We start from the raw sequence: 17,377 nt of genomic DNA, 5'->3' as shown, positions 1-17,377 counted from the left end.
CATTGATACGGTTAAAGAACAAGCCGATAAGCTGATCCATGTGACATCATCTTTTCAAACAGACGCCGTAAATAAACTGGCAGAAAAACTAGTAGAAATCGCCCCCGATAATCTCACAAAAGTACACCCTAAAGTCAGCAGCGGTTCCGGTGCAAATGAAGGAGCTATTAAAATGGCTCAGTATTACTCCGGAAAAACCGATGTCATCTCCTTATTTCGAAGCCACCTCGGACAAACGTATATGACTTCCGCTTTGTCCGGCAACTCATTCAGAAAAGAACCTTTCCCGCCGCAAATTTCTTTTGGCCTTCAAGTCCCCGATCCGTATTGCAGCCGCTGTTTTTATAATCAGAAACCTGATTCATGCGGTATGCTGTGTGTAGAAAGAATTAATGATTTTATTGAGTATGCGAGCAATGGAAAAATTGCCGCCATGATTATTGAACCGATATCCGGCAACGGTGGAAACGTCGTTCCGCCTAAAGAGTATTTTAAACAGCTGAGACAGCTTTGTGATGAACACGATATCGCCCTGATTTTTGATGAAATTCAGACCGGGTTCGGACGGACGGGCAAAATGTTTGCCGCGGACCACTTCGATGTGAAACCTAATATGATGACGGTAGCAAAAGGGCTCGGGGGCACAGGCTTCCAAGTCGCCGCCACTCTGACGGAGGACAAGTATACCGGGCTTCCGGGGTATACGCACTCCTTCACGTACGGCTCAAATGTGATGGCCGCCGCTGCCGCGTGTAAAACCATAGATATCATGCAGCGTCCGGGATTTTTGGAAAATGTAACGACGGTCGGTCATTATATTATGGATCGCTTAGAAACGATGAAAGAGGAGTTCGCTTTTATTTCTGAGGTAAGAGGCGTCGGTCTTATGATCGGTGTGGAGATTGTTAAAGAGAACAATGAACCGGATGTGGAGCTGACCAATTATATTGCAAAACGGGCGATGGATTACGGGCTGATTCTCCGGACATCCCGTTACGGGTTCGGAAATGTATTTAAAATCCGTCCGCCTTTAACCATTACACTTAGTGAAGCCGAAGTGCTCTGCTACAGACTTCGCAAGCTATTGGAGGAAATCAAGTGAGAGACTATATCATTGAGCTTGGACAATTTGTTTATCATAAGGTGAAAAATCAAAAAGGCACGCTGAAAAACCGGCTCGTAAACGGCTATTCTCCGGGAGGCGACGCCCAATTTAACATAGACGCCGCTGCTGAGGAGGCGGTGCTGGATTATATTCAAGAAAAGGGCCATCCGGTTGCTTTTTACACGGAGGATGGCGGCCAGAAGCTGATTGGAGAAGATCCGCAATATATTTTAATTGTAGATCCGATAGACGGAACGCGCCCGGCCGCCGCAGGGCTTGAAATGTCGTGTATTTCGATTGCGCTTGCTTCATATAAGCCAAACGCAAAGATTAAGGATATCGAATTTGCTTTTTTGCTTGAATTGAAATCGGGCGCTTATATGTACGGTGATATATACAGCGATGCCATTCATTTTGAGGGGTATCATGGAGAATTGCCCAATTTGAGCGGAGTGCGGGATATTAAAAATATGTTTTGGAGCCTTGAATTTAACGGGCATCCGGCGCAGCTGATGACGGACGCATACGGCCATCTGATTGACCAATCGGCCAATAATGGCGGGGTTTTTGTTTTCAACAGCGCTTCTTATTCGATTTCACGAATTATCACGGGGCAGATGGATGCTTATGTGGATATCGGCAATCGTCTGCTGAAAGATGATCCGAAGCTGCTTTCAGATTTTCAGCAGGTCGGGAACGGACAGGTGCTGCATTTGTTTCCTTATGATATTGCCGCAAGCGTCTTTTTGGCGAAGAAAGCGGGAGTGGTCATTACGGATGCATACGGCCGGTCTTTGGACGAAACGCTTCTGACAGATTTAAGTTATCAGAACCAGCAATCATGTATTGCGGCATCAACGAAGGAGCTTCATCAAACATTGTTAGACCAAATCCGCTGGGGCAGAAAGGAAGAGAAATATGAAGGCGTTGGTCTGGACTCCTAATGATAAGCTTGAATATCAAGAGGTGGACGAGCCTCAAATTCGGAAATCCAATGATGTGAAAGTGAAAATTTTCGGCACCGGTATCTGCGGAACGGATTTAAATGTGCTGAAAGGAAAAATGAATGCAACCCATCATATGATTATGGGGCATGAATCGGTGGGAGCGGTCGTGGAAATCGGACCGGACGTGACAAATGTAAAAGTCGGAGACCGCGTCGTGATAGATCCTACGCAGTTTTGCGGGAAATGTCATTATTGCCGGAGAGGGCTGACGTGTTATTGCGAAACCTTCGAGGATTGGCAGCTCGGAATCGGGGCGCACGGAACGTTTGCGGAATATTACGTCGGAGAAGACAGGTTCATGTATAGAATTCCCGATTCAATGGAATGGGAGCGGGCCACATTGGTTGAGCCTCTCTCCTGTGTGCTGAATGTTGTGGACAAAGCTTCGATTCAGCCGGAGGACTCGGTCTTGGTTTTGGGGTCCGGACCGATCGGACTGCTTGTGCAAATGATGGTGAAAAAACTGGCGCGGTTGACGGTTGCGACTGAAATAGGCAGTTTCCGAAGCGAGGCGGCGAGCCGGATATCGGATTATGTCTACCACCCTGAAGCATTAACCGTGGATGAAGTGAAACGGATTAATCAAGGAAGAAAATTTGATGTAATTTTTGACGCGATCGGCAATCAGCTTGATTGGGCTTATCCTTTTATTGAAAAGGGAGGCAGAATCGTGCCGATGGGCTTTGATGATACGTATGAGATGACAGTCAGGCCGTACCAGCTGCTGTCAAACGGCGTAACGATTGTGGGCACAGGTGAAGCCCGTCAGATCATGGAGGCTGCGTTAGCATGCGCGTCCGACCTTCCGCAGCTCTATGATTTTATTACGGAAAAGACGGAACTGAAGAATTATGAAGAAGCCATTGATCATCTCATGGGCATCGACCCGGTGACAAAAGAAAGAAAGGATATCAGCGCAATAAAAACGATTCTTGTGTCTGATCCGGAACTTTTATAAAAGCGGAAACGGCTCCAGTGAGAGCCGTTTTCTTTTCTTATTTATACGGTCTTGCACATTTCTTTAAAGTTTAATATGATACTCTTTGTTAACCATTCCTTTCCTCAACGACATTATACTCTGAGCGTGTCCCCTTTTTCCCCGCAAGCTTGCCTCATATTCCCCAGATGAAAATCAATGTTTCCAACTGATAGGGTGCGGATTTTTATAGTAAAAAGGAGTCGTTATCATTTGAAAGATTATACGTTACAGCAGCAATGGTTCGGGAATGTCCGTAAAGACATTCTGGCCGGTATTCTGGTTGCTCTCGCCCTGATCCCTGAGGCGATCGGATTTTCAATTATTGCAGGTGTCGATCCGATGGTCGGGCTTTATGCATCATTTTGTATCGCGATTATTATTTCTATCTTCGGCGGCAGACCGGGAATGATTTCAGCCGCTACGGGTTCAATGGCGGTTGTCATGGTGACATTGGTGGCTGGTTACGGGCTGCAGTATTTGTTTGCGGCAACCATTTTGACAGGTATTATTCAATTTATTCTTGGTGTCAGTAAGATAGCGAAATTGATGAAATTTATTCCGCGTTCGGTCATGATCGGATTTGTGAATGCTTTGGCGATCTTGATTTTTTCTGCGCAGCTGCCGCAGTTCAAAGGAGCTTCATGGGTCATGTACGCCATGCTTGCCGGATCACTGGCTATCATATATCTTTTGCCGAAGGTTACGACGGCTGTGCCGTCTCCGCTGGTGGCGATTCTTGTCATGACGATCATTGCGGTGGTCTTCCATGCGGATGTCCGCACGGTCGGTGATATGGGCGGGATTACAAGTTCACTTCCGCATTTCTTGATACCGGATGTTCCGTGGACGTTTGAGACATTGCGGATTATTTTCCCGTATTCACTGGCGCTGGCATTCGTCGGATTGCTTGAGTCATTGCTGACGGCCCAGATCATTGATGAAATGACGGATACGGATAGTGATAAGAACAAAGAAAGCCGCGGACAAGGCATCGCCAATATTGTGAACGGATTTTTCGGAGGCATGGCCGGATGCGCCATGATCGGCCAGTCTGTCATTAATACGAAAGCCGGAGGTCGCGGCCGGTTGTCGGCTTTTACGGCCGGAGCGTTTTTAATGTTTTTAATTGCCGTATTAAGCGGTATCGTCGTGAAAATTCCGATGGCTGCGCTCGTGGCCGTGATGGTTATGGTGTCCATCGGCACGTTTGACTGGTCATCGATTAAAGGTTTGCGGAAAGCGCCCCTTACTGATTCGATCGTTATGGTGATTACCGTCGTGACAGTCGTTCTGACAAATGATTTATCGAAGGGTGTTTTCGCGGGTGTGCTGCTAAGTGCAATCTTTTTTACGGCGAAAATTTCTAAGCTGAAGATTGTGTCACATTCCGAACAGAAAGATGTCAGAACTTATAAGGTCACGGGACAAATCTTTTTTGCTTCCGTGTCTGAACTGATGAATGCCATCGTTTATGATGAAGACGTGAAACGGATTATCATCGATTTGACCGATGCCCATGTGTGGGATGATTCGGGAGCGGCGGCTCTTGAGAAGATTGTCGCCAAATGTAAAGAATACGGAATTGAGGCTGAATTAAAGGGATTAAATCAGAAAAGCCGAGATTTAATGAAGCAAATGGCATAGAATTTGTGAAGTCCGGATGAATATATCCGGGCTTTTTTTCGGTTAAATTTGCCGGTGTGCATTGTTATAATGAATGAGACTTGAAAACCGTATATAGGAGACTTGCATATGATGTGGCTTCAGAAGTTGAACCAAGTGTTGGGGAGAATCATGCCGCTTTTGACTCCGTCAAGTGTGGCGGCGGGTGTGCTGTTATCTCAGCATATCAGCTGGATGGCCGGCGCTGTGCCGTGGATATTTGCATTTATTACATTTACGGGCAGTCTGAGTGCCAATTTTCAATCGCTGAAGCGCAGTATCGAGAAGCCGCTCCCGATGATCATGGCATTGTTTGTTCTGCATATTTTCATGCCTGTTTTTGCATGGGGAAGCGGCCATCTGATTTTCAGCGGTGACCCTTTAACTGTGACGGGGCTGATTATGGGTGTGGTGATCCCGACCGGAATTACGAGTTTGATTTGGGCTGCGATGTATAAGGGAAATGTCGGATTGACGCTGTCTATTATCCTGGTTGATACCGTACTTTCTCCTTTTATCGTACCGTTAAGCCTGTCTGTCCTGGCCGGGGCGAATGTTCAGATGGATGTGTGGGGCATGATGAAAGGGCTGGCGGAGATGGTGGTGATTCCGTCCATCGCAGGGATGATGGTCAACCAGTTTTCCCCGCCGGTAAGGACTCAGGCGATAAGCCGGTCATTGTCTCCTTTTTCAAAAATCTGTCTGATGATTGTCATTGCCATTAACAGTTCGGAAATCGCGCCGTATGTCACGCATGTGGATATCAAATTTGCGGGCATCGCTGGCATGGTATTTTTTATTGCCATGACGGGTTATGCCGTGGCTTGGCTGATCGGAAGACTGATGAAGCGGAGCCAGGATGAAATCGTGTCTCTGATTTATACGGGGGGCATGCGCAATATCAGCGCCGGAGCTGTTCTCGCCGTGTCTTTTTTTCCGTCTCAAGTGGCGGTTCCGGTCGTCATCGGGATGCTCTTTCAGCAAATCCTTGCCGCTTTGTTCGGCTATTTGCTGAGACGCTTTGAACTTAAGCCGGTCGTGATCAAGTATGAAAAAAACCGCTCAGCTACGTGAGCGGTTTTTTCCGTACAGCCAGCTTAGTGCTGAATTGAATTGTCGTTTGAACGCTTCTTGATGGTGCACGGCACCCTCTTCGATCGTAAATGAGAGCTGAGATTGAGAAAAGCCTTTTTGGCTCAGGCTTTTGTACACGCCTTTATTTTGTCCGATCATGGTGTTTTGGATGTTACATTTTTGCTCTGCTTCACGGCTGCCGACAGACATATAGATACGCCGCCGTGCCGGCCGCAAAGGTGCGGAGCGGACATAATCTGCTGATTTTTCATACCAGAAGGAACCGGAAATACAGCCGATTCTGCCGAATATTTCAGGCTTTTGCAGCATCGCGTATATCGAAAACAGTCCGCCTAATGACGCGCCGATCAGTCCTCTCGTTTCCGAATGTGCAGAAATGTGATGCATATCTTCAACAGTTGGAATGATGACATTTGTCAGCTCCTCAAGAAAGAGCCTCCCTTTGCCGCCGAAATCATGAAACGCAGGGCTCAGGGAAGGCGCGGGCCACGGTGTGTACTCATCGAGTCTGTCAGCCGGTTTGATGCCGATGAAAATCAATTCGGAAAGTGTTCCGTCTGCAAATTGGAATTCAAGCTTATCTATCTGTTCTAAAAACAAAGTCCCTCCGTCAAGTACGTACACACAGGGTAAAGCCCCCGTTTGAACCGAATAGGACGGAGGAAGATACACAGTGCATTCCCTTCCGTTTATCCGGTGTTCTGTAAGGGTGCCTCTCATGCGTCCAGCCCCTTCTTTTGCTTAAACAGAAGAAAAAAGAAATAAGGAACGCCGAGAATCGCAAGAATAATTCCCGCCGGCACTTCTGAAGGCTGAAAGAACAATTTGCCCGCAAAGTCGGCGGATATGACGAGGAGCATACCGACCAGTCCGCTGACCGGTAATGAGTATCTGTGCTCAATGCCGGCGAGCCTGCGGGAAATATGGGGCGCGATCAGTCCGACAAATGCCATGCTGCCCGCTGCGGTTACACATGCGCTGATCAAAGCGATGCAGGCAATGAGTAAAATGGTTTTTTTCTTTATTGGTTGAAACACCGAGGCTTTTCACCGTGTCCTCATCGAAACGAATGGTATCCAGCAATGACGTTTTCGCCATAAGAAGAGGAATGAACAAGATCAGCCACGGAAGGATTGCCGTAATGGTCATCCAGTTTGCCGACCAGATGCTGCCGTTTTTCCAAACCATCGCCATCTCATAATCCTGCGGGTCCATTTTTAATGAAAGAAATAAAGACAGCGCGCTGAATCCGGAATTCATGGCGATCCCGACGAGAATAATTCTGCCCGATTCCAGATGCCCCCGGTGCCAGGCGAAAATATAGATCAGCACGGCTGCCATCAATCCTCCGATGAGGCCGAAGACAGGCATACCCATCGCAGAGGCAAGTGCCGTCGCTTCAGATTGTCCCTGAAACAGAAGCATAAACGTGACGATTCCCGCTCCGGCTCCTGCATTAATGCCCAAAATACCGGGATCGGCAAGACCGTTTTTGGTAATGGCCTGAATAACGGCTCCGGCTATCCCCAATCCGAGTCCGATGGCAGCAGCCATGACTATGCGCGGCAGCCTCAGCTGAAACAGCAAAATGTCATATTGCGGATTCGGATGGATGCGGAAAAGCGTACTGAGCAGTTCACCCGGCTTTGCGGAAAAAGAACCGCTTGTCATGCTGAAATAGCTTACGAGCAATATGAGAGCAATCAGAATGATATAAATTCCGGCCATTTTACGCACCACGCTGATCCCCTCCTTTTCTTTTAATCAAATAAAGAAAGAAAGGAACACCGATGATAGAAGTAACTACTTCAATAGGCGTCTCAAACGGGTAATTGATGAATCGGCTGGCAAGATCGCAAAGGGTCAGGAAGACGCCGCCGATGATGCACGCGCATGGGATCAGCCTGCTGTAGTCCGATCCGACGAGAAAACGTGTGATGTGCGGAACGACCAAACCGACAAAGGCAATTTTTCCGGCGAGCGCCACCGAGCTTCCGGTCAATATGACAACGGCTGCCATCGCCATGAGTTTGATGGTTCTTTTCTGCTGTCCCAGACTTTTTGAAATGTCGTCTCCTAATGATACGGCAGTGACCTTTTTGCTGAGAATCATGGCCGTGATGATTCCGATCGCAAAAAATGGGACGGCCAGTTTCAAAAAATCAGGGTTCATTTGATGCAGTCTCGCACTGTACCAAAAACTGAGATCCTGCGAAATTTGAAAATAAATCGAAAGCGCAGCCGACAGACTGCTGAGAAGCATACTGGTTACCGTTCCGATAATGGCAAGCTGCACAGGGGTAAAACCGCCGGGAAGAATGGAGGCCAGCCCGAAAACAAGAGCCGCGCCGAATGCGGAACCGATAAACGAGTATATGATCATTTCAATGGATGTCGATTGAGGGAGCAATACCATGCAAAGGGTGATGATAAAAGCGGAGCCGTCCGACACACCCATGATCGAAGGCGAGGCCAGATAGTTCCGTGTGATTCCCTGCATGAGCGCTCCGGAAACAGCAAGGGCGGCGCCGATAAACATAGCGCCGGCAGCCCTCGGGATTCTTGAATGCCATATGATCTGATGGTCGGTATTCTCCGGATTAAAGTGCAGCAATGCGGAGAACACGGTATGGAAGTCAAGCTGCTTTGCACCGTATAAAACGGAAAGCAGCAGTGACAGAACAATGGCAATCGGTGAAGCAATGATAATAATGTGTGTCCGCCGTTTTGCATACATGTGAAAAACCTACTCTTTATTAGTCTTGAGTCAATTTGTCAGCCGCAACCTGTAAGAAGCTGATTTTACTCCACGCGGTTCCGCCTTGGGCTAATGGATCAATCGTATTGACGTATACATGGTCTTTTTTGACTGCCTTCAGGCTCTTCCAGATCGGATTTTTCTCTAAGTCTTTCAAAGCGTCCGGCTTATCTGCGTTTTCGTCATCAGAAAATTGTACGAAGATATGGTCAGGGTTCATTTCGCTTAATTTTTCAAGAGAGATCAGTTCCTGCGCTTTCGCCGCTTTGACTTCGTCCGGCGCCTTCAGGCCTAAATCACCGTAAAGCGTGGAGTTGAAATAAACTTGTTCAGGATAAATATAGATATTGCCTTGTCTGATTCTGATGACCAGCGCGTTTGACTGTTTCGCTTTGCTGTTGATCTTTGTTTTTGTCTTTTTCAGGTCCTGTTCGTAATCTGCGATGATTTTTTTTCGCTTTTTTCTCTTTATCTGTAAGCTGGGCGAGCAGCATCATGTTTTCTTTCCAGTTTGATGAGATATGAGAGACAGGGATGGTTTCAGCGGTGCCGCTCAATTTTTTCAACGTTTTTTCCGGGAATTTGGTTGATGCCAGAATGACGTCCGGCTGCAGCTCAAGAATTTTTTCCATATTCGGCTGCATTTTTTCTCCCGTTGATACGGATTTATCTGTAATATCTTTAAACAGTTCCGGGAATTTGCCGGAGAAAGAAATTGCTCCTGCCGGATGAACGTCAAGCAATTTGGCGTCTTCCATTGATTCTACGCTGCCTGTAATGGCGATTTTGTCAGTCGGCGCTTTGACTTCATATGTTTTTCCGAGATATTCGATTTTCTTTTTATCTGAAGAAGCGTCCTTTCCTTTACTTGCTGTATCAGATGTTTCTAAGCTTCCGCAAGCCGCGGCCGTGAAAGCCAAAAGCAAAATCATGAAAGCGAATGCCAATTTCTTCATCTATTGTTCCTCCTGTTCAATTGATAACTATTATCAATTGGAATTATAGAGAATGAATAGGGATAAGACCATGGATAATTTCCGGCATTACCATGGACGATCTTCGGATAAAATGGAAATGCTTTGCTCGATCATCCGCTGATGTCCGCTTGGAGAATATTCAATCCACGGGTCAGATGAAATGGGAAACACGCGTTTATTGCTGACGGCACTAAGGTTCTGCCATATCCCGGTCTGCTGAATCCGCTGAAAATAGCGAAGCGTTTCCGGTTCTTTACAAGTGAAAAGCATGATGCAGTCAGCCTGGCAATCCGCCAGCATTTCCAAGGAAATCTTTTCGTCAGGAGCAAAAGATGCCGGTTTTGCGGAGGCAAAGTCTAAATCACCGAAGAAGACTTCCTCAATACTGTTGTTATGGGCGATGTACATATTTTCTTTATATACACGGACAAATAAGAATCGCTGGTGCCGCACGTGTTTAAGAGCATCTTTCGCTGAATGGGCGAGACTTTGATAAGTTTTAAGCCAGTGCCGCGCTTCCTGCTCTTCATTCAGATATGCGGCTGTGCGAAGAAACTGGTCTCTCCAATTCTCTTGAGCCGGAAGATAAAAAACTTCAGTGATGTCATTCAGGCGCTGTTTTTCTTCTTCACTGACAGAATCGAGACTGAAAATGATGTCCGGGGCAGCTTGAGACAGCGTGTGCAGGTTTTCTTCCCAATTTGCATTATAGCGGTAAGCGCTCAGGTGAACCGGAATATCGGAAGAGAATTGTTTGTAATAATAGGCCGTCCATTTCGGGTGCAGCGCCGCAGCGTAAGGCACGTGATGCAGAGGAATCAGATGCCCCATCGTTTCTTTTCCGTACGCAGCCATTTTTGTTCGTCTTTTTTTCATATAGCTTGTAGGTGAGCTGCCGGTATGTTTTTTAAAGATGCGGCTGAAATAAAATTCGTCCTGGTAGCCGATTTGATGAGCGATTTCCCGCAGTTTGCAGCTTGCCTTGGCCATCAGTTTTTTCGCATTGGTTATGCGGATGTCTGTGATATATTCAGTTACGCTCTGCCCGTATAGTTTTTTAAAGGTTTCACTGTAATGCTTGGGACTGATTCCCGCCATATGAGCGAGCTGGGTGAGCGTGATTTTTGTGTCGGACTGAGCATGTATGAATTGTTTTGTCTGTTCGATCGCCGCTTTCGTATTATTTTGATGGCATACTTTTGCGGCATAGAGGTCGTACATCAGCTGCTGAAAGTCGGCTGTATATTTCATTTTCTGCAATCCATCCGCCGATCGCACGTTTTCAGAAAGTGATTGGAGCCGGCTTGTCAAATGATCAACCGTTTGTAAATTCATTTGCTGAAGTCCGTGGAAGATGTCTTCCCCGTTATCCGGAAGCATCGCTTCATCATCTGAGGAATAGGAGAAAACACGGAGTCTGACGATATACAAATGGATGCCGCCTGACGATATAGGGGCAATATTGAATGTCTCATCACAAGGACAGATGTAGAGCGTTTCCTTCTGCAGCGGAAAGCTGTCTGTGCCGATATCAATTTGTCCCTCGCCTTTCACATGAAAGATCAATACGGGGGAATCAGTGAGCTGATGCTCTGACAGAAGGTCGGCTGTTTTTTTTACGGAGATGATATCAATGGGCTGAAAGAATAATGTGTTTTTCATGAGAAACCACCTTTTAGGAAACATTCATTTAAATGATAACTGTTATCAATTGAATTGTACCAAATAAATGAATGTTTTCCTATAAAAAGCGGAAATGTGAAATGCGACAAAATGTTACACGTGTAACACGAATGTTGTCAGTATATGAGGTATTGTTTTCTTAGAGTTTTGAATTGGTCCAGCCGGCGTTGATATGTGCCGGTGATGTCTTCAATGGAAGCGCCTTTTTCTATTTTTTTGCGTACCCAGCCGTTACCGATCAGCTTGTCAAAAGAGCCTGTCGGCAAGAATGAAAAGTCATTCGGATATAAGTCATGCATGGTTTTCAGAATGGAGAGCCCTGTTTTTGCCGCTCCAAATGTGTTTCTGTTTGTTACGTAGACTTGTACGCCGTGGCACAGCTTGCCCTGGTGCTTGGAGAAGCTGGGGATGAATGAAGCGGCTCTGAAGGTGACGCCCGGAAGCTTGAGACTGTTCAGGCGTTCTTCGAGCTCGGTGCTTTTCATATAAGGCGCGCCGATAAGTTCAAACGGCTTTGTCGTGCCCCTTCCTTCGGACACGTTTGTGCCTTCGATTAGTCCTGTCGCCGAATATGCGAATATGCTGTCCGGGGTCGGGATATTTGGCGAAGGGAGGACGAACGGCAGACCGGTATCTTCAATCGTCATCGTCCGCTTCCAACGCTTCATTTTTACGACGGTGAGGTCGGCGCCAATATGAAACTCTTTATTGAATAAAAGAGCAAGCTCACCGATCGTCATGCCGTGCTTCAGCGGGATCGGATACAGTCCGACAAATGAAGCGTAATCCGGTTCAAGAACCGGGCCGTCCGGATTTCGTCCGCCTTGCGGATTCGGCCGGTCCAAGACATAAAAAGGAATGCCTTTTTCTTTGGCCGCTTCCATGGCATAGGCCATTGTATAAATGTAGGTGTAGTATCGCGTTCCGACATCCTGAATATCGAAAATCAGCACATCTGTATCTTTCAGCATGTCAGGCGTCGGTTTCCTCGTCTCCCCGTATAGGCTGTAGACGGGAAGCCCTGTTTTTTCGTCTATATAGGATGTGACTTTGTCTCCGGCCTGAGCATCGCCGCGGACACCGTGCTCGGGTCCGAATAATGCCGTCAAGTGGATGTCTGGCGCCTCATACAGCACGTCAACGCTGCTTTTCAATGATGCGTTCACACCGGTCGGGTTGGTGATCAGCCCGACCCTTTTTCCCTTCAGTTCCTGTTTATAATCTTTCAGCAGGCGGTCGATCCCTGTTTGGATGCTTGGTTTCTTGGCGGTATGAAGGGTTCTGTCAGAAGCCGCCGAGACTGCCGTCATAGCACTGATGACGACAAGTCCGGCGAGAAGTGCAGCCGTATGTGTTTTCATAATCAGCCCTCCTGTTTAAAGCGGTTTTCCGGTCTTCAGATTGATACCGAAACCATAAGGATACAGTGTCGTTCCCGGATGCGTGACGGAAGGAATGTCAGCGGGCAGCCTGCCTTGCGGTGTTGTCTGTCCGAATATCGCTTCAATGCCTGCCGGAATGTTTGGCTGGAGGAATTGTCCGTCTGTATATCCTTTAAAGCCGTAGACTGCGATAAGGGCTTCAGCTTCTTCAAAATTCGCGGCGTCGTAAGGATTACGCAGGCTCATCAGCACAAAGGGTTTTTGGTTCGATTGTGCGGCTTTCATGACGGCCCGCGGAAATGCAGTCGTCCACTTGCCGGGATCTGTGACGGAATCGTCAATCACGCCGTCGTTTACGACAGGGTCATTTTTTACGACATATGAGCCTGTAATCACGTAATCCGCGTCGGATACCAGCTTTTTGTGTTCATCATGAAATGTGCGCTCGGCGAAGTTCATTTTACTGATGGTTACCGGCCGGATTTTTTTCTTCTTGATGAGCTGCCGGATGGTTTGTTCCATTGACGCTGTTTGATCTTCATAAGGAGCGGCAATGAGAACGCGGCTGTTCTTTTTCGGTTTGAATGGGAGCGTGCGGTTTTTGTTTTGTAAGACGGTGACGGATCTTTCCGCGATTTGTTTTTCAGTTTTCAGGTGATTTTTACTGCCGACGGTTTTCTTTGCTTTTGCAATCTTCTTTTTCAGATTTGTCTCTTTCGGTGCGGGATATATCCCTCGTTTTATTTTCAGGGAAATGATGCGTTCAACTGATTTGTTAATTTGCTGAAGCGGAATTTCCCCTTTTTGCACCGCCTGTTTTAAAGCGGAATGAACCCGGGCAAAGCGGTTTTCCGTTTTCAGCGATGTCACTTGGGCCGGCATCAGGGCAATATCGACTCCTGCTTTTACTGCCATGACGACCGCCTCTTCCTGGCCGAAATGATCGGCAATGGCTTTCATATTTAATGCATCCGTAACGATGACGCCGTTAAATCCCATTTCCTCACGGAGAAGATGAGTCATCACTTTTTTCGAGAGTGTGGCAGGTACGAGGATATCTGAACCGTCCAGCTTGCTTTTATAGGTTGTATCGTCAAAAGCGGGAAATTGCACATGGGCTGTCATGATCATATCAGCTCCGGCCTGAATGGCCTGCCGGAACGGATAAAGTTCAATCTGACGCAGCCTTTCTTGATTGTGGGTGACAAGCGGAAGACCGTAGTGGCTGTCGACATCCGTGTCGCCGTGTCCCGGGAAATGTTTGACGGCGGCAGCGACATTCTGCTTTTGCTGAGCCTTCATTGAGGCAAGGCCGAGTGAAGCTGTCAGATCACGGTCTGAACTGAACGACCTGACGCCGATGACAGGGTTTCCGGGATTATTATTGATATCGAGAACGGGAGCGAAATTCGTATTAATGCCCAGTGCTTTCAGTTCTTTCCCGATAATGGCGCCGGTCTGGGACGCGTAGGCTGTTTTTCTAGCAGCCCCGAGCGCCATATTGCCTGGGAAATGAGTGCCCTCACCAAGTCTAGTTACGATGCCGCCCTCCTGATCAATGCTTAATAATAGCGGAATGTCAGGGCTCGCCTTTTGAAAGGCATCTGTCAGGCGTACCGTTTGCTCAGTATTTTTTACATTTTCTGCAAATAAGATAACGCCGCCGAACCGGTACTTTTGAATAAGCCCTGCGACTTCGTCATTCATTTGGGTAAGAGCCTCAGGTGATGACTGCCCCTTTTTTTGCCAATTACGAAAATCAGGCATAAGCATCTGCCCTAATTTTTCATCTAATGTCATACGGGATACCGCTTGTTCCGCCTGTGACGGAATATCCGGTTTTGTCGATGCATGATGCGTGCCGAAAACAATAAACAACAGTAATACAGCTGAGATGAAAAGTTTCATAATGGTGCCCTCCTGCCGTCATAGTTTGGACAAAAGACATGGGTTGTCATTCAATGGCTTCATAAATCGCTTTTATGACGCTGCCGTAGCTTCCGGTCGGGAAAAGATCCCCTTCAAAAACATTCGGGTTTTCACCGGGGCTGACGACGGGGGAATGCTTTTTATTGGTCAAAAGTGCGATCCCCAGCTTATAAGCGGGATCAATAATCGTGATGGTGCCGGTCCATCCCGTATGGCCGTATGCCTGCCTGCTTGCATAAGGTCCGAACATCCACTCCATATCCGGGCTGCCGTTTTTCCGCCAGCCGAGAGCGAATGTCGGATCAGAGGATGCCGCGGTTGTGAACAAATCGGCCGTTCTTTTATTGAAGAGAGAAACATGTTTATAACTGCCGCCGTTCAGCATGACTTGAAGTAGGACGGCCATATCATCAGCTCTGGAAAACAGCCCGGCGTGTCCGGACACTCCTCCCATTGAGTAAAATGCTTTTTCATCGTGAACTTCCCCCTGCAGCGTATACGTCCTGATGTGAGGGAAATGGATGACTCCGTCACGTGTGTTGCCTAAACGTTCAGTAGCTGCGAATGCTTTTTCTTTAAAACCTTTTCGCAGCGGATTGAACAGTGTGTGCGTCAGTTTCAGCGGTTTGTACAGTTCTTGTTCCGCATAGGTATCAAGGGTTTTTCCGGTTATGTTTTCAATGATGCAGCCGAGAAGCATGTAACCGATATCGCTGTATACGTGTTTTGTTCCCGGCTTGTATTCAAGCGGGATTTGGGTGAGAAAACGGATCGTTTTATCCCGTTCTTGTGAATATAAAGGGCCTGCGGTGTCCGGCTGATAGAAATAAAAGCTTGCCGGCAGACCGGATTGATGCTGGAGCACATCGATGACGCGTATGCGGTCTTTTCCTTGAATCGGATCGCTTTTTCTGTCCTTGAAATCAGGAAGGTAAGCCGAGACTTTTTGATACACATCAAGCTTTCCCTGGCTGACGAGTCGCTGTAGTGCAAAATTGGCCGCGTACATTTTTGTATTGGAAGCTAAATCAAACATGGTTGATGTTTTCATTTTTTTCGGACGGGATAAAAGGGTGTTCCCGTCATATTTTTTGCTGTAGCCGTATGCTTTCTTTTTGATCACCCGTCCGTCCTTTACGACGACGAGGACGGCTCCGGGGAATCCTGGCTGCGATGTCTTTTTCAATCATTTGATCAACCTTTCTGAGCTTTGCTGCGTCGTATAATTTGGATTGGGCTTCGGCTTTGTGCTGCGGCAGAAAAGAGAGGCTGATGACCATTGTGAGTACGGCGGCTGTCAGTGTTTTCATATTCTGATCCCTCCCGGTTTATTCAAATTCAGCAGCCATGTCATCCTTAAATCCGAATGCATAAGTGAAGACAAAGCCCGCCGCGTAAGAGATGAAGAGACCGATGATATACAAAACGATTTGAGCCGGCTGTACGAGAAACGAGAGCGGAAGGCCGGAGACACCGATTGAAAAAGTAGCCACTTGAAAATGGGCTTGAAAAGCGCCGCCGATTCCCGCCCCTAAACACGCTGTCAAAAACGGCCGGCCGAGCGGGAGCGTGACGCCGAAGATGAGCGGCTCTCCGATTCCGAGCAGACCGGATGGAAGTCCGCCGCCGATCGCTCTTTTTAATGAGGCTTTTTTTGTTTTCATAAAGATGGCGAAGGCCGCGCCTACTTGACCCGCGCCTCCCATCGCGAGAATCGGAAGAAGCGGGTCATCTCCGATTGATCGAATTAATTCCAAATGTACGGGAGTCAAGCCCTGATGCAGGCCGGTGACGACAAGCGGCAGGAAGGCGGCTCCCAGTACAAACCCTGAGAGCACTCCCCCGACATTCAGCAGCGACAATAAACCTGATGTAATCAGATCAGAAATAAAACCGCCTGCAGGGATAAAAACGACATATGTCACCAGCCCGGTGATAAGTAAAGACAATGTAGGCGTGACGATAATGTCGATGGATTGATGGACGTACTTTCTGATAAACCGTTCGGTATAAGCGATAAAAACCGCAGCGAAAAGAACGCCGATTAATCCTCCCCTGCCAGGGAGCAGATTCTCTCCGAACAAACTGATATTGGCGATCTCAGGGTTAAGGATCAATATGCCCGCAAGGCCGCCCATCGCGGGTGTCCCGCCGAATTCCTTCGCCGCATTGATGCCGACAAGGACGCCGAGGTAAGCGAACAAGCCTGAACCGATAACCGTTAAAATAAGTGCGATTTGAGATTCTTTCGGGAGCCAGCCGGCCTGAATGACGGCTTTCGTAATACCGGTGATTAAACCTGATGCAATGAGTGCGGGAATAAGGGGAATGAAGATGCTTGATATTTTTCTCAGAAACAATTTGATGGGTGTGGTGTTTTTTCTGTTGAGATCGGCTTTTTTCCGTGAGGCGGCTTCTTTTAAATCAATGTTTTTTCCGGATGGCATAAGTTTTGCGAAAGCGTCGGCGACATGATTGACGACACCCGTGCCGAGAATGATCTGCAGTGTTTCAGCTTCGACGACGCCTATTACCCCATCAAGCCGTTTCAGCGCCTCAATATCCGTTTTGTCCCGATCTAAAGGTGTAATCCTCAGGCGTGTCATACAGTGGGTAAAGCCTGAAATATTCGCTGAACCGCCGCAATTGTCCAGGATATCTTTGGCCAGTGACTGATAAAATGCCTCTTTGCTCATGGAGATCCTCCTTTTTCCGTACGATTTTTCCCGGGGAGCTATGCCTGAAACGCGTCCTAAAAGCGCCTGCGCCGAACATGAAAACGGCGCGGGCTCGTAAAAGC

The 17,377-nt window shown here is 47.6% G+C and carries 11 protein-coding genes and 3 pseudogenes (1 of these 14 only partly in view); 5 read left to right on the top strand and 9 right to left on the bottom strand.

Translation table 11 applies throughout. The features are described 5' to 3' along the window. From MJQ52_RS10545 to MJQ52_RS10525, 5 genes are all read left to right on the top strand, one after another. Positions 1-1,102, top strand: the 3' portion of a protein-coding gene (locus MJQ52_RS10545; protein WP_039252950.1) for an aspartate aminotransferase family protein. The gene continues 167 nt to the left of window position 1, outside the view; only the last 1,102 of its 1,269 coding nucleotides appear in the window; its start codon lies beyond the left edge, outside the window; its stop codon occupies positions 1,100-1,102. Continuing rightward, on the top strand, positions 1,099-2,049 hold the full coding sequence (locus tag MJQ52_RS10540; protein ID WP_094247296.1) for an inositol monophosphatase family protein: 951 nt from the start codon (positions 1,099-1,101) through the stop codon (positions 2,047-2,049). Before MJQ52_RS10545 ends, MJQ52_RS10540 begins: the two co-directional genes overlap by 4 nt. Further along, positions 2,024-3,070, top strand: a complete 1,047-nt coding sequence (locus MJQ52_RS10535) for a zinc-dependent alcohol dehydrogenase (protein ID WP_003156784.1) — start codon at positions 2,024-2,026, stop codon at positions 3,068-3,070. The genes MJQ52_RS10540 and MJQ52_RS10535 overlap by 26 nt, the downstream gene beginning before the upstream one ends. 231 nt (positions 3,071-3,301) lie before the next feature. Continuing rightward, positions 3,302-4,735 carry a SulP family inorganic anion transporter gene (locus MJQ52_RS10530; protein WP_094247295.1) on the top strand — a complete coding sequence of 478 codons (1,434 nt, stop codon included), beginning with the start codon at positions 3,302-3,304 and terminating at the stop codon, positions 4,733-4,735. 150 nt (positions 4,736-4,885) lie between these two features. Continuing rightward, positions 4,886-5,827 (top strand): bile acid:sodium symporter family protein, encoded by a 942-nt coding sequence (locus tag MJQ52_RS10525; RefSeq protein WP_094247904.1) that lies wholly within the window; start codon positions 4,886-4,888, stop codon positions 5,825-5,827. On the opposite strand, the gene MJQ52_RS10520 is transcribed toward MJQ52_RS10525, so the two are convergent. The 9 genes and pseudogenes from MJQ52_RS10520 to MJQ52_RS10480 all read right to left on the bottom strand — a co-directional run bounded on the left by MJQ52_RS10520 (position 5,816) and on the right by MJQ52_RS10480 (position 17,273). Next, positions 5,816-6,568 carry an alpha/beta hydrolase gene (locus MJQ52_RS10520; protein WP_094247294.1) on the bottom strand — a complete coding sequence of 251 codons (753 nt, stop codon included), beginning with the start codon at positions 6,566-6,568 and terminating at the stop codon, positions 5,816-5,818. The genes MJQ52_RS10525 and MJQ52_RS10520 overlap by 12 nt on opposite strands. Next, a pseudogene (feuC, locus tag MJQ52_RS10515) lies at positions 6,565-7,576 on the bottom strand (iron ABC transporter permease FeuC). The gene MJQ52_RS10520 and the pseudogene feuC overlap by 4 nt, the downstream one beginning before the upstream one ends. Position 7,577: 1 nt before the next feature. After that, a complete protein-coding gene (locus tag MJQ52_RS10510; RefSeq protein ID WP_007609051.1) occupies positions 7,578-8,585 on the bottom strand; it encodes a FecCD family ABC transporter permease in 1,008 nt (335 codons plus the stop codon). Positions 8,586-8,604: 19 nt separating this feature from the next. Continuing rightward, a pseudogene (locus tag MJQ52_RS10505) lies at positions 8,605-9,562 on the bottom strand (ABC transporter substrate-binding protein). Between the two features lie 87 nt (positions 9,563-9,649). Then, positions 9,650-11,245, bottom strand: coding sequence for a bacillibactin transport transcriptional regulator Btr (gene btr / locus MJQ52_RS10500; protein ID WP_094247292.1), 1,596 nt, complete (start codon positions 11,243-11,245; stop codon positions 9,650-9,652). A gap of 137 nt (positions 11,246-11,382) precedes the next feature. Next, positions 11,383-12,627 (bottom strand): exo-beta-N-acetylmuramidase NamZ family protein, encoded by a 1,245-nt coding sequence (locus tag MJQ52_RS10495; protein ID WP_094247291.1) that lies wholly within the window; start codon positions 12,625-12,627, stop codon positions 11,383-11,385. Positions 12,628-12,642: 15 nt separating this feature from the next. Beyond that, entirely contained in the window at positions 12,643-14,556 is a 1,914-nt protein-coding gene (locus tag MJQ52_RS10490; RefSeq protein ID WP_094247290.1) for a glycoside hydrolase family 3 protein, read from the bottom strand. Positions 14,557-14,602: 46 nt separating this feature from the next. Beyond that, positions 14,603-15,887, bottom strand: a pseudogene (pbp4b, locus tag MJQ52_RS10485) (penicillin binding protein PBP4B). A gap of 18 nt (positions 15,888-15,905) precedes the next feature. Beyond that, a complete protein-coding gene (locus MJQ52_RS10480) occupies positions 15,906-17,273 on the bottom strand; it encodes a PTS transporter subunit EIIC (protein ID WP_015388766.1) in 1,368 nt (455 codons plus the stop codon). Positions 17,274-17,377 lie beyond the last annotated feature (104 nt).

The sequence above is a fragment of the Bacillus sp. jun7 genome, from assembly GCF_051034795.1.
Taxonomy (GTDB): Bacteria; Bacillota; Bacilli; order Bacillales; family Bacillaceae; genus Bacillus; species Bacillus velezensis.
Note: the sequence above shows the minus strand (reverse complement) of the source record. Positions and strands in the feature narration are given on the sequence as shown.